Below are 12,465 nucleotides of genomic sequence, written 5' to 3' on the forward strand. Positions count from 1 at the left end.
GGTTGTGCATGGCGACTCCGATTCCCCAGCCCTCGACTCACCGACGATCGATGCTCTGGTCGACGGCGACCATCCGGGGTGGGCGTCGCGGCCGGCGCAGGACTCCGATGCCGTCCGCCGCTACCGGGAAACCCTTGGCTGCGGTGACCCCGCCGCCGATGACGACCCGATCTCGATGGTCGCCGAGGCGGTCGATGCGAAGGCGACGGTGGTGCGCAACGCGCTCGAATCCGCGGGGGACGAGGACGCGCTGAACGCCCTGGACGCCGTCCTGGACCTCGCATCACTGGAGCGCGAGCTGATCGAGGACGGCGCGCGGCGGCGCACCTTCGCACTGCTTCAGGTTCAGGAGGGGCTGAGCAAGCTGCGGGTCGTCGACGACGTCGCGACGATCGTCGACCGGGCGCCCCGCGAGCTGGTGGAGTCGTGCGGCTTCGACCGCGCGGTGCTGTTCCGGGTCCACGAGGGGCGGATGGTGATGGAGTCCGCCTATTTCGGTGACGACAGCGACGGCGCCGAGAAGATGGTGGCGTTCGCGCAGTCGGTGGCGCCGCCGCTGAACCACATGCTGCTGGAGACCGAGATGATCCGCAGGCACGCCCCGGCGATCGTGCGCGACGCCCGCAACGATCCGCGCGTCAACCGGCCCATCATCGACTTCTCGATGACCCACTCCTACGTCGCGGCCCCGGTGATGCCGACCGGCAAGGTGATCGGGTTCCTGCATGCCGACCGGTTGTATTCCGGGCGGCAGGTCGACGAGATCGACCGCGACACGGTATGGGCGTTCGCCGAGGGCTTCGGCTACGCCTTCGAGCGCACCGTGCTGCTGGAACGGATGCGCCGCCAGCACGCCGAGGTGCGCAGCGCGCTGAAATCCGCCGACGACGCCGCCCGCGCACTGCAGGACGCCGACCTGGACCTGCGCAAGGTCGAACCGGTCGAGCGGGGCCCGGCGGCGCGGTCGCTGGCCGAGGTGCAGACCCGGGTGCTGGCGATGCTGACCCGCCGGGAGGTCGAGGTGTTGCGGTTGATGGCCGCGGGCCGCACCAACCAGCAGATCGCCGACGAGTTGGTGATCTCGGCGGGTACGGTGAAGTCCCACGTCAAGCGGGTGCTGCGAAAACTGCACGCCACCAACCGCGCCGAGGCCGCCTCGGCGTACGTGCGGCTGGCCAGCGTTCCGGACGGGTGGTCGGGTTAGCGCGGCTGCATGCCGGCCGCGCGGTAGGCCTCGTCGATCAGCGCCATGTTGGCGACCGCGTCGGCGGCGTCCAGCGGCATCGGCGCACCGGTGAGCAGGTGTGTGGCGAAGGCCTCCAGCTGATAGGTGTAGGACATCCGCCGGCCCAGGTGCTCGACGGTGGTCCCGCCGGCGGTGCTGATCGTCACCCGGTCGTCCTCGTGCGGCTTGATGAAGTTGTGCACCAGCGCTTCTCCGGTCTCGCCGATCACCCGCAGCGTGAACGAGTACTCGTCGTCGACCATCGAGTGGGTGGCCAGGCCCGTCGCCCCGGAGTCGAGGGCGACTTCGACGTCGCAGCGTTCGTCGACGCCCGGGCTGCGCTGCACCGCCGTCGCCGCGGTCACGGTCGGTGTGCCGAACCGGCGCATGACGTGCAGGCCGTAGCAGCCGAGATCCATCAGCGCGCCACCGGCGAGTTCCAGCGACCAGCGCGGATCGCCGGGCTGCGGGGTGGGCATGCCCATCCGGACCTCGACGCGGCACAGCTCGCCGAGGGTGCCGTCGGCCGCCAGCTGCAGCGCGCGCCGGGTGACCGGATGGAACAGGTAGTGGAAACCCTCCATCACCGTGACACCGGCCGCGGCGGCCGCGTCGGCGACCCGCTGTGCCTCGGCGCGGTTGCGGGCGAACGGCTTCTCGGTCAGCACCGGTTTACCTGCCCGCACCGCAGCCAGGTTCCACGGTGCGTGCAGCGAGTTGGCCAGCGGGTTGTAGAGCACGTCGACCTCGGGGTCGTCGATCACGTCCTGGTAGGACGCCAGCACCCGTTCGACACCGTACTTGTCGGCGAAATCCTTGGCGCGCAGTGGATCCCGGGCGGCCACCGCGACCAGGCGGTGGCCCAGGTCCTGGGCTGGGCCGACGATCGCCGACTCCGCGATGCGGGAGGCGCCGAGAACGCCGATGCGCAGGTTCATACCGACACGCCCGCGGCCTGCCGCAGGAACGCCACGCTGGCCAGCACGTCGGCCAGCGGTCCGTCCTGGGCGTCACCGGTGGGCTCGGCGTTGAGGATGTTGTCCTGCTCCATCACGTACCAGCCGTCGAAACCGTTGTCCTCCAACGACTTCACGATAGCGGCGATGTCGACGTCGCCGGCTCCCAGCGGCACGTACATGCCCGCCGCGACGCCCTGGGTGTAGGTGATCTCCCCGGACTGGACCTTTGCCGCCAGCTTCGCGTCGACGTCCTTGAGGTGCGCGTGCTTGACGCGTTCGGGCACCTGACGGGCGAGCTCCAGCGGGTCGGTCCCGCCGATCAGCAGGTGACCGGTGTCCAGGCACAGGCCGATGTCCGATCCGGCCAGCACGCGGTCGACCTCGGCGCGGTTCTCCACCATGGTGCCGACGTGCGGGTGCAGCACCGCGACGAGGCCGCGCTCGGCAACCACGGCGGAGAGCCGGTCCAGGTTGGAGAGCAATGTCTGCCATTGCTTCTCGGTCAGTTCCGGGCGCGCGTCGTAGCCGTCGGACCCGGTGGCGGCGGCCAGCACCACCACACCGGCGCCCGCGGCGACCAGCGACTCCAGCGGTCCGGCGAGCTCGTCCATCGGGTCATGGTCGGGGTCGAAGAGCACCACGGGCACGAACCCGCCGACACAGCTCAGGCCGTAACCGTCGAGCAGCGACACCAGCGCCGCGGTGTCGGACGGAAGAAAGCCGTCCGGGCCCAGTTCGGTGGCGGTGAGCCCGGCCCGGCGCATCTCGGTGAGCACCCGCTCCGGCGCCATCTGGTAGCCCCAGCCGGGCACCTCGCACGCGCCCCACGAGATCGGTGCACCCGCGATCCTCACTGCAGTGCCTCCTTGCGGACCGACTCGATCGACACCGGGACGCCCCGGCGCAGTGACTCGGTGGCGGCCTCGGCGATCCACGCGACCTCCACCGCGTCGGCAACCGTGGCGCCCCGGACCGGGCCGCCCTGAACGACCTTGACGAACTCGCTCAACTCGGCGCGGAAGGCTTCGGTGAACCGGTCCATGAAGAAGTGGTGTGGCTGGCCCGACGGGAATCCGGATGGGCCCGAATTCGCCGGGTCGACGTTGCGCACCGGCACCCCCTGATCCCAGCCGGCGGCGACGGTGTCGTCGAACCCGTGCACCTCGAGCCGGCAGTCGTAACCGCGGGCGTTATAGCGTGCGGCCGACACCACGCCCAGGGCGCCGCCGTCGAACCGCGCCACGATCGCCGCGGTGTCGACGTCGCCGTACTCGGTGAACAGCGGGTCGCCCTGCACGCTGCCGGTGGCGTAGACCTCGACGACGTCCTGGCCGGTGACCCAGCGGATGACATCGAAGTCGTGCACCGCACAGTCCCGGAAGATGCCGCCCGAGCCCTTGATGTAGTCCATCGGCGGGGGAGCCGGGTCCATCGTGGTGCTGCGCACGGTGTGCAGCGCTCCCAGTGAGCCGTCATCCACCGCGCGCTTGACCGCGGCGAACGCGGCGTCGAAGCGGCGCTGGTAGCCGACCTGGACCGACACCCCGGAGCGGCCGATGATGTCGGCGACCCGGGCGCTTTCGGCGGCGGTCGATGCGATCGGCTTCTCGCAGAACGTCGGCAGACCGCGTTCGACGGCGGCCAGCGTCAGCTGCGCGTGCGCCGGGGTGGCCGCGGCGACCACCACGCCGTCGATGCCCGAGGACAGCAGTTCTGCCACCGAGCCGACCGGGGTGGCGCCGTACTTGGCGGCCACCTGGCCGACGACCTCGGGGCGTTCGTCGGTGATGAGCAGGCCGGACACCTCCGGCAGGTTGCTCAGTGTCTCGGCGTGGAATGCGCCGATGCGGCCGAGCCCGATCAGGCCGAGTGTGGTCATGGGGTTCTCCGTTCGTTCTGGTCGCCGAGTGCGACGGTGAGGTCTTCTTCGGTGAGGTCACGCGCGAGCGCGTCGAGCACGGTGTCCACCTGGCTGGGCGGGGCCAGGCTGCCGATCGGCTGATCGCTGTCGAGGTTGGTCGGGAACGCGTAGCCCTCGGCGGTGGCCACCACGATGTTCGTCAGCTCGTGGGCCGGCCGTCCGGCGGCGCGCATCTGCCGCAGCACGGGGTACACCGCGCGCACCATCGCGGTGCGGTCCAGTGCCTCCATCGCCCGGCCGAACGGCGAGCTGATCTGCATCAGGTTGGCGATGCGCCGAACACCGGTCGAGACGTTGGCCCCGGCGCCGTGGTAGAGCGCCGGGTTGAAGAACACCGCGTCGCCCTTGCGCAGCGGCAGTTGCACGTGGTGGTCGGCGAAGCACTCGATGAACTCCGGCCGGTTGAACGCGATGTAGCCGCCGGCGAAGCGCTGCGAGTGCGGCAGCAGCATCGTCGGCCCGCTGTCCACCGGCATGTCACAGTGTGCGACGGCGCCCTGCAGCGTCAGCACCGGCGAGGTCCGGTGGACGTGGGCCGGATAGTCGGCCAGTTGCTCGTCGGCGACGAAACCGAGGTGGTAGTCGCGGTGCGGGATCTGCGCCTTGCCGCCAGGGTTGACGACGTTGACCTGGGAGGTGACCTGGTAGCGGGGGCCCAGCCAGGCCTGGCACACCACGGCGAGCGCGTCATTGGCGTAGTAGTCGGCGAACGCCGCGGGGTCGTGCAGGGCCAGCTTCTGCGCGGCGTTCCAGATCCGGTCGTTGGCGCCGGGCTTGCCGAAGTGGTCGCCGGCCGCCTGCCCGCCGGCACGCTGGGCCTCGATGATGTCGAAGAACGCCGCGCTGGCGCGGTCGATGACGTCGGTGTCGAACGCGCCGGAGAACACCACGACCCCGGGCCCGTCGGCCAGCGCCCGGATCAGTTCGGCCTGGAGTGCCCGCCGGTCACCGCCGGCGGCGCGGCGCGCCATCGACTCGGCCGAGTAGACCAGCACGTTGCCGCGGACGTCGTCGGCGTTGGGGTAGTCGGCGAGCCGGGTCTCGGTGCCGACCTGCGCCCGGAACGTGTCGATGTCCAGGTCCGCGTCGCCGATCCACGGGGAGACGGTGGTGTGCCGGGATCGCAAAGGTGTTGCCATGGCGGATAGTCTTGCTGTGATCGGCGCCGCATTCAACGGCATGAAACCATCAAAAACACCTCATATGGGACGGGGTGCGGGAGGGGGACGAGGGTGGCGCACCGTTACAAGGTCCGGGAGATCGCCCAGCAGTCCGGCCTGTCCGAGGCGACGGTCGACCGCGTGCTGCACAACCGCCCGGGCGTGCGGGAGAACACCGTGGCCGAGGTCAACCAGGCCATTGCGGACCTGGACAAGCAGCGCGCGCAGTTGCGGCTCAACGGGCGCCGTTACCTCATCGACGTGGTCATGCAGACCCCGCGGCGCTTCTCCGACGCATTCCGCGCCGCCGTCGAGGCCGAACTGCCCGCTTTCGCCCCGGCCATGGTGCGGGCCCGTTTCCACCTGTGGGAGTCGGGTTCCGCCGAACAGATGGTCGAGGCTCTGGGGCGCATCCGGGGTAGCCACGGGGTGGTGCTCAAGGCGCAGGACGAACCCGAGGTGGCCGGGGCCGTCGACCGTCTGGTCGAGTCGGGGGTGCCGGTGGTGACCTACGCGACCGACGTGCCGGCCAGCGCGCGGTGTGCCTACGTCGGCATCGACAACCACGGCGCCGGGGTGACCGCCGCATACCTGGTGCACCAGTGGTTGGCGGACGCGCCGTCGGACGTGCTCATCACGCTGAGCCGGACGGTGTTCCGCGGCGAGGGTGAGCGCGAGGTCGGGTTCCGGTCAGGGCTGCGCAACTCCGGTCGGGCGATCGTCGAGGTCAGCGACAGTGACGGCATCGACGCCACCAACGAGCGTCTGGTGCTGGAGGCCCTCGAGGCCAACCCCGGGGTGCAGGCCGTCTACTCGGTGGGCGGCGGCAACACCGCGACCGTGGCAGCCTTCGAGCAGCTGGGAAGGGCTTGCAGGGTCTTCGTGGCCCACGACCTGGATGCCGACAATCGGAGACTGCTGCGCGAGGGCCGGATCTCGGCGGTGCTGCACAACGACCTGCGTGCGGATGCGCGCCTGGCGATCCGGCTGGTCCTGCAGGAGCGGGGCGCTTTGCCGGTCGAGCCGGCCCGCCCGGTCCCGATCCAGGTCATCACGCCGTACAACATCCCGTCGCACTATTAGTGGAGTGCTAGCTGGTGGCTACTGATTGGTAACCGATTCTAAGAATTGGCACGGCCAGGAAATCTCCCTGAAACGTGACGAATAACACAATATTGTCTCATTGTGCCGTGTTACGAGCCGCTGAGCAGTGCGTTCGACACAACGTCACCCGCTGGTCACCCGCGCGTCCGGTATGGGGCGGACTAAGGAAGATGCCATAATCGGTACCGGCAGTGACACCAAACTTTGGTGAACGCTCAACGACGGCGCGTCGGACCGACAGCGACTTGGGGGCGTTCGCCGGAACCGGGGCCCCTGAGGTCCCGGAGACACAGCGGAAGGTAGGCGCGTGGCAGACAACGGCATTGGGGCGGGCTCCCCTGCGCAGACGCCTCGGCAGAAGCTCGAGAAGGTCGTCATCCGCTTCGCCGGTGACTCCGGTGACGGCATGCAGCTCACCGGAGACCGGTTCACCTCGGAGGCGGCGCTCTTCGGCAACGACCTTGCGACGCAACCGAATTACCCGGCCGAGATCCGCGCCCCCCAGGGCACGCTGCCCGGTGTGTCGTCGTTCCAGATCCAGATCGCCGATTACGACATCCTGACCGCCGGTGACCGGCCCGACGTACTGGTGGCGATGAATCCCGCCGCGTTGAAGGCCAACGTCTCCGACCTGCCCCGCGGCGGCCTGATCATCGCCAACTCCGACGAGTTCACCAAGCGCAATCTCGCCAAGGTCGGCTACGACGCCAACCCGCTGGAAGATGGCGACCTCTCCGACTACGTCGTGCAGGCCGTGCCGATGACCACGCTGACGATGGGCGCGGTCGAGGCCATCGGTGCGACCAAGAAAGACGGGCAGCGGGCCAAGAACATGTTCGCGCTCGGCCTGCTGTCGTGGATGTACGGACGCGAGTTGGAGCACAGCGAGTCCTTCATCCGGGAGAAGTTCGCCCGCAAGCCCGAGATCGCCGAGGCCAACGTGCTGGCGCTCAAGGCCGGCTGGAACTACGGCGAGACCACCGAGGCCTTCGGCACCACCTACGAGGTGTCGCCCGCGAAGCTCGAGACCGGCGAATACCGTCAGATCTCCGGCAACTCCGCGCTGGCCTACGGGCTGGTGACCGCCGGGCTGCTCGCCGACGTGCAGGTGATCCTCGGTACCTACCCGATCACCCCGGCCTCGGACATCCTGCACGAGCTGTCCAAGCACAAGAACTTCAACGTGATGACCTTCCAGGCCGAGGACGAGATCGCCGGCATCGGGGCGGCGATCGGTGCGTCCTACGGCGGCGCGCTGGGTGTGACCAGCACGTCGGGCCCCGGCATCTCGCTGAAGTCGGAGGCGATCGGGCTGGCCGTGATGACCGAGCTGCCGCTGATCGTCATCGACGTGCAACGCGGTGGGCCCTCCACCGGTCTGCCGACCAAGACCGAGCAGGCCGACCTGCTGCAGGCCATGTTCGGCCGCAACGGTGAATCTCCGGTGGCCCTGCTGGCCCCGCGGTCTCCGTCGGACTGCTTCGAGATCGCCGTGGAGGCCGTCCGGATCGCGATCAACTACCACACCCCGGTGATGATCCTGTCCGACGGTGCGATCGCCAACGGCTCCGAGCCGTGGCGTATCCCGGATGTCGGCGGCTTCGAGCCCATCGAGCACACCTTCGCCAAGGAAGGCGAGCCGTTCCAGCCGTACGCGCGCGACCCGGAGACCCTGGCCCGCCAGTTCGCCATCCCGGGTACGCCGGGGCTGGAGCACCGTATCGGTGGGCTGGAGTCGGCCAACGGCTCGGGCAACATCTCTTACGAGCCCAAGAACCACGACCTGATGGTGCGGCTGCGGCACGAGAAGGTTGCCGGGATCACCGTTCCGGATCTGGAGGTCGACGATCCCACCGGCGACGCCGAGCTGCTGTTGCTCGGCTGGGGCAGCAGCTACGGCCCGATCGGCGAGGCGTGCCGCCGGGCGCGGCGCAAGGGCATCAAGGTCGCCCACGCGCAGCTGCGCCACCTCAACCCGTTCCCGGCCAACCTCGGTGAGGTGCTGCGGAGCTACCCGTCGGTGGTCGTGCCGGAGATGAACCTGGGCCAGCTGGCACTGCTGTTGCGGGGCAAGTACCTCGTCGACGTCCAGTCGGTGACCAAGGTCGAGGGGATGGCGTTCCTGGCCGACGAGGTCGAGGGCATCATCGACTCGGCGCTGGACGGGACACTGCCGGAGAAGGAAATCGAGAAGGCCAAGTTCGCGCGGCTCGCGGCGGCCACCGTGGAGAGCGCAATGGGAGCGAACGCATGACAGACACGACGGATCTGATTGGCAGCGACCTGGGGTTGACCCCGGCCGGGTTGACCAAGACCAGCCTGGTGCCGACCACCGACGATCCGCAGAAGGCCAAGGACTTCACCAGTGACCAGGAGGTCCGCTGGTGCCCCGGCTGCGGTGACTACGTCATCCTCAACACCATCCGCAACTTCCTGCCCGAGCTGGGTCTGCGCCGCGAGAACATCGCGTTCGTCAGCGGCATCGGCTGCTCGAGCCGATTCCCGTACTACCTGGAGACCTACGGTTTCCACTCGATCCACGGCCGGGCTCCGACGATCGCGACCGGTCTGGCGCTGGCCCGTCCGGATTTGTCGGTGTGGGTGGTCACCGGTGACGGCGACTCGCTGTCGATCGGCGGCAACCACCTGATCCACGCGCTGCGGCGCAACATCAACATCACGATCCTGCTGTTCAACAACAGGATCTACGGTCTGACCAAGGGCCAGTACTCGCCGACCTCGGAGGTCGGCAAGATCACGAAGTCCACGCCGATGGGTTCGCTGGACTACCCGTTCAATCCGGTGTCGCTGGCGCTGGGCGCCGAGGCCACCTTCGTCGGGCGCGCGCTGGACTCCGACCGCAAGGGTCTGTCCGAGGTGCTGCGTGCGGCCGCCGCACACCGCGGCGCGGCGCTGGTCGAGATCATGCAGGACTGCCCGATCTTCAACGACGGCTCGTTCGACGCGCTGCGTAAGGAGGGTGCCGAGGAACGGCTGGTCAACATCAGCCACGGCGAGCCGATCACCTTCGGCGCCGACGGCGAGTACTGCGTGGTCAAGTCCGGGTACGGGCTGGAGATCGCCAAGACCGCCGAGGTCGCCGCCGACGAGATCGTCGTGCACGACGCCCAGCTCGAGGACTCGGCCTACGCGTTCGCGCTCTCGCGGCTCTCGGAGCAAAACCTCGACCACATGGTGATGGGCATCTTCCGGCAGGTGAACAAGCCGACCTACGACGACGCCGCCCGCCAGCAGATCTCGATGGCACGTGAGGCCAGGCCACACGACACCGCCGCGCTACAGACGCTGCTGCGCGGCAAGGACACCTGGACTGTCGACTGATTGACGGCGGGAGCGCTGCGCTAACGTCACCGATGTGACGAACTCGCTGCCCCTGGCCGCGGTGGTGCCGGCCGGTGGGGAATCCCGCCGGATGGGCCGGGACAAGGCCACTCTGCGGATCGACGACGGTGCCGGACCGACCACCATGCTGGAGCGGGTGGTCTCGGTGGTCGGCGCGCGGTGCGCGCCGGTGTTCGTGGTCGCCGCCCCCGGCCAGGCGCTGCCGGAGGTGCCCGCGGTGATCCTGCGCGACGACGTGCGCGGTGCGGGCCCGCTACCCGCCACCGGGCGGGGGTTGCGGGCCGCCGCCGACGCGGGTCTGTCCCATGCGTTCGTCTGCGCGGTGGACATGCCCCGACTGACTACCGACCTGATCGATGTGCTGGCCGGCCCGGCCCAGCGGCTGGGCGCCGATGTCGTGCTGGCATGGGACGGGCGCGACCACTACCTGGCGGGGATCTACCGCACCGCGCTGCACACCCACATCGACGCCCTGGTCGACGGCGGTGCCCGCAGCATGCGCGCCCTGGTCGACAGCGTCGACACCCAGCGCATCGTGATGCCCGAACAGCCCGCGCTGGCCAACGTCAACACCGCCGACGAATTGGCGGCCATGTCCCCACCCCGATTGCGCTAGCAAATTCACGAATCCAAAATTCGAAATTCGAATTTGTTCGCGTCGAATTCCCTGTCCGGGATTGCGCGTTTGTTTCAACGTGATAAGCGGTGGGTACCCGGTGAATGGTGTGCGGGTAGGCGTGCCGCAACGGCTCCCCAGTGTCTTGAATAGTTTTGGGGCACAACCGATTCGATCCACGGCAAGCACGAAAAGGGATCAATTCCAGCATGATTGGGTCCGCATTTTGCGCCAGCCCGGTGCCGGGAATGGCGAGATATCGGCCCCTGTTGTGCCGCCGGGCCGTCCAAGTGGCGGGTATCGCTCGCATCGACCTGCGTAGGGGTCCCGGCCCAGCGTCGTCGATCTCCGCGGAGTGTGCTAAATCTTCTGCGGTAGAGGATATTTCGCGCTCACCCCACGGCAAGTGTGGGGAGTTGGCGGGCGGCGGGGTGGCCCTCCCAGCCCCGGTTCGGTGATCTGAAAGTCATCTGCGGCAACAGGAGTCGTGCGATGGCCGGCTGTCTCGCGCGACGTCGCGTTCAGCGAACCCACTGGGCACCGGTGCACCGGTGCGGTGGCATTCATGCCCCTGGGCAGGGCTTTTCGGGCGGACCGACGCGAGATCGCTGCTACCGGGCGTGGCTCAGCTCACAAAAAGCTGGTGATTTGCCTCACTTTCATCCGCCGGGGAGTATTAGGCGACGGTCTCGTCAATCCCGCGGCTGACCTGCAACGACGCCATTTCGTGACGGCCGTGATCATTCCGTGATCTGACCGCGACATGTTCTTCACCGATATGACTTTGCGTGATCGGCTTTGTACCGTCGCTAGCAGCTTCGCATGGAGCAAATAATCCAAAAACCACGAACCAGCGTGTGTGTGGGGCTGCGGCAGGCCGATGAGCCTGTGGCGGCCACCGGGTCCCGGACCCGGTGAGGCGATCGAGACCTCCCCAGTCGCACCCGACCGAGACGGTGCGACCCGACCAGGCCGCCTGACTTCAGGCGTTGAACCCGCGTGTCCGCGCGGGGGTCGATGGCGCGCGTTCGGCGAAAGGATCGACGTTGAAGAACATCCGCAAGAAGTTTGGGCTGGCCACCATCGCCGGCGCGCTGGCAGTTGCGCCGATGGCCCTGGCGACTGGTACCGCGAATGCGGACAGCGTCAACTGGGATGCCGTCGCGGCGTGCGAGTCGGGCGGCAACTGGGCGATCAACACCGGTAACGGCTACTACGGCGGGCTGCAGTTCTCGCTGGGCACCTGGCGCGGCAACGGCGGCTCCGGCATGCCGCACAACGCCAGCCGCGAGGAGCAGATCCGGGTGGCGGAGAACGTGCTGCAGAGCCAGGGCATCGGCGCGTGGCCGAGCTGCGGCCGTCGCGGCTGACCTCACCCCGAGAAACACCTGACAGAGACGGTGCCGGCGCAGGCCGGCACCGTCTCTGCGTTTCCGCCCGCCCGACCGTCGCGTCTCAGAGGCCTCTTACACCAGATAAGTAACGATTAAAACTTTCGTCTCCTGCGTAACAGGTGATGTCGGTCACCCGAAGAACCGGATAACCGCAGCGTGCAACGCACCACGCGGGCCTTGGGTCACAACGGTCGGGGAAGGACCGCAGAGATGAACGTTCGTGAGGTTGTCAGCAAGGGGGTGGTCGCCACCGCCATCTCCGGCGCGCTCGCCGTCGTCCCGATGGCGCTGCTGGACGGTGCCACCGCCACCGCGCACGCCGACTCCGTCAACTGGGACGCGATCGCGCAGTGCGAGTCGGGCGGTAACTGGGCGATCAACACCGGCAACGGCCACTACGGCGGCCTGCAGTTCAAGCAGGCGACCTGGTCCGCCAACGGCGGCGTGGGCAACCCGGCGGCGGCCCCGCGTTCCGAGCAGATCCGGGTGGCCGAGAACGTGTTGCGCACCCAGGGCATCAAGGCGTGGCCGAAGTGCGGCGCCAAGGGCCTGGCCGCCGAGGTCTGGGGCACCCCGAGCACCGCGACCCCGGTCGCGGTTCCGGCCAGCACCGGCCGCACCCCCGCCGCTGGCTGCGCGAACATGCCCACCTCGGTGTTCGGTGGCGTTCTGGACCTGCGCAAGATGTGCACCGCGCTGCTGACCCCCCGCGTCGCACGCTGA

Annotated in this window: 11 protein-coding genes; 7 read left to right on the forward strand and 4 right to left on the reverse strand. The window is 68.7% G+C overall.

What is annotated here, in order from left to right:
• The first annotated feature begins 4 nt into the window (after positions 1-4).
• The gene (locus tag JDV09_RS04760; RefSeq protein ID WP_372452852.1) at positions 5-1,204 is read left to right on the forward strand and encodes a LuxR C-terminal-related transcriptional regulator; all 1,200 of its coding nucleotides are present in this window, start codon (positions 5-7) and stop codon (positions 1,202-1,204) included.
• Here the strand turns inward: JDV09_RS04760 and JDV09_RS04765 are convergent.
• From JDV09_RS04765 to JDV09_RS04780, 4 genes are read right to left on the reverse strand one after another with little or no spacing between them, the layout of a single operon-like run.
• Positions 1,201-2,163, reverse strand: coding sequence for a Gfo/Idh/MocA family protein (locus JDV09_RS04765; RefSeq protein WP_221367967.1), 963 nt, complete (start codon positions 2,161-2,163; stop codon positions 1,201-1,203). The genes JDV09_RS04760 and JDV09_RS04765 overlap by 4 nt on opposite strands.
• A complete protein-coding gene (locus JDV09_RS04770; protein WP_221367968.1) occupies positions 2,160-3,038 on the reverse strand; it encodes a sugar phosphate isomerase/epimerase family protein in 879 nt (292 codons plus the stop codon). The genes JDV09_RS04765 and JDV09_RS04770 overlap by 4 nt, the downstream gene beginning before the upstream one ends.
• Positions 3,035-4,063 carry a Gfo/Idh/MocA family protein gene (locus JDV09_RS04775; RefSeq protein WP_221367969.1) on the reverse strand — a complete coding sequence of 343 codons (1,029 nt, stop codon included), beginning with the start codon at positions 4,061-4,063 and terminating at the stop codon, positions 3,035-3,037. The genes JDV09_RS04770 and JDV09_RS04775 overlap by 4 nt, the downstream gene beginning before the upstream one ends.
• Positions 4,060-5,244 (reverse strand): phytanoyl-CoA dioxygenase family protein, encoded by a 1,185-nt coding sequence (locus JDV09_RS04780; protein WP_221367970.1) that lies wholly within the window; start codon positions 5,242-5,244, stop codon positions 4,060-4,062. Before JDV09_RS04780 ends, JDV09_RS04775 begins: the two co-directional genes overlap by 4 nt.
• A gap of 93 nt (positions 5,245-5,337) precedes the next feature.
• On the opposite strand from JDV09_RS04780, the gene JDV09_RS04785 reads away from it, so the two are divergent.
• The 6 genes from JDV09_RS04785 (at position 5,338) to JDV09_RS27140 (ending at position 12,465) form a co-directional block, all read left to right on the forward strand.
• Positions 5,338-6,348, forward strand: coding sequence for a LacI family DNA-binding transcriptional regulator (locus JDV09_RS04785; RefSeq protein WP_221367971.1), 1,011 nt, complete (start codon positions 5,338-5,340; stop codon positions 6,346-6,348).
• Between the two features lie 328 nt (positions 6,349-6,676).
• Positions 6,677-8,623: a 2-oxoacid:acceptor oxidoreductase subunit alpha gene (locus tag JDV09_RS04790; protein WP_221367972.1), complete on the forward strand. Its 1,947-nt coding sequence runs from the start codon at positions 6,677-6,679 to the stop codon at positions 8,621-8,623.
• Positions 8,620-9,711, forward strand: coding sequence for a 2-oxoacid:ferredoxin oxidoreductase subunit beta (locus JDV09_RS04795; protein WP_221367973.1), 1,092 nt, complete (start codon positions 8,620-8,622; stop codon positions 9,709-9,711). The genes JDV09_RS04790 and JDV09_RS04795 overlap by 4 nt, the downstream gene beginning before the upstream one ends.
• 34 nt (positions 9,712-9,745) lie before the next feature.
• Entirely contained in the window at positions 9,746-10,348 is a 603-nt protein-coding gene (gene mobA, locus JDV09_RS04800; protein WP_221367974.1) for a molybdenum cofactor guanylyltransferase, read from the forward strand.
• A gap of 1,046 nt (positions 10,349-11,394) precedes the next feature.
• The gene (locus JDV09_RS04805; RefSeq protein ID WP_221367975.1) at positions 11,395-11,718 is read left to right on the forward strand and encodes a transglycosylase family protein; all 324 of its coding nucleotides are present in this window, start codon (positions 11,395-11,397) and stop codon (positions 11,716-11,718) included.
• A gap of 234 nt (positions 11,719-11,952) precedes the next feature.
• A complete protein-coding gene (locus tag JDV09_RS27140) occupies positions 11,953-12,465 on the forward strand; it encodes a transglycosylase family protein (RefSeq protein WP_221367976.1) in 513 nt (170 codons plus the stop codon).

This window comes from Mycolicibacterium xanthum (genome assembly GCF_019710635.1).
GTDB classification, from domain to species: domain Bacteria; phylum Actinomycetota; class Actinomycetes; order Mycobacteriales; family Mycobacteriaceae; genus Mycobacterium; species Mycobacterium xanthum.

What these genes read in the sequence shown, in the direction of transcription:
- JDV09_RS27140 (WP_221367976.1), top strand. Translation starts at nt 11,953, where the DNA reads ATGAACGTTCGTGAGGTTGTCAGCAAGGGGGTGGTCGCCACCGCCATC.
- JDV09_RS04795 (WP_221367973.1), top strand. Translation starts at nt 8,620, where the DNA reads ATGACAGACACGACGGATCTGATTGGCAGCGACCTGGGGTTGACCCCG.
- JDV09_RS04780 (WP_221367970.1), bottom strand. Translation starts at nt 5,244, where the DNA reads ATGGCAACACCTTTGCGATCCCGGCACACCACCGTCTCCCCGTGGATC.
- JDV09_RS04775 (WP_221367969.1), bottom strand. Translation starts at nt 4,063, where the DNA reads ATGACCACACTCGGCCTGATCGGGCTCGGCCGCATCGGCGCATTCCAC.
- JDV09_RS04765 (WP_221367967.1), bottom strand. Translation starts at nt 2,163, where the DNA reads ATGAACCTGCGCATCGGCGTTCTCGGCGCCTCCCGCATCGCGGAGTCG.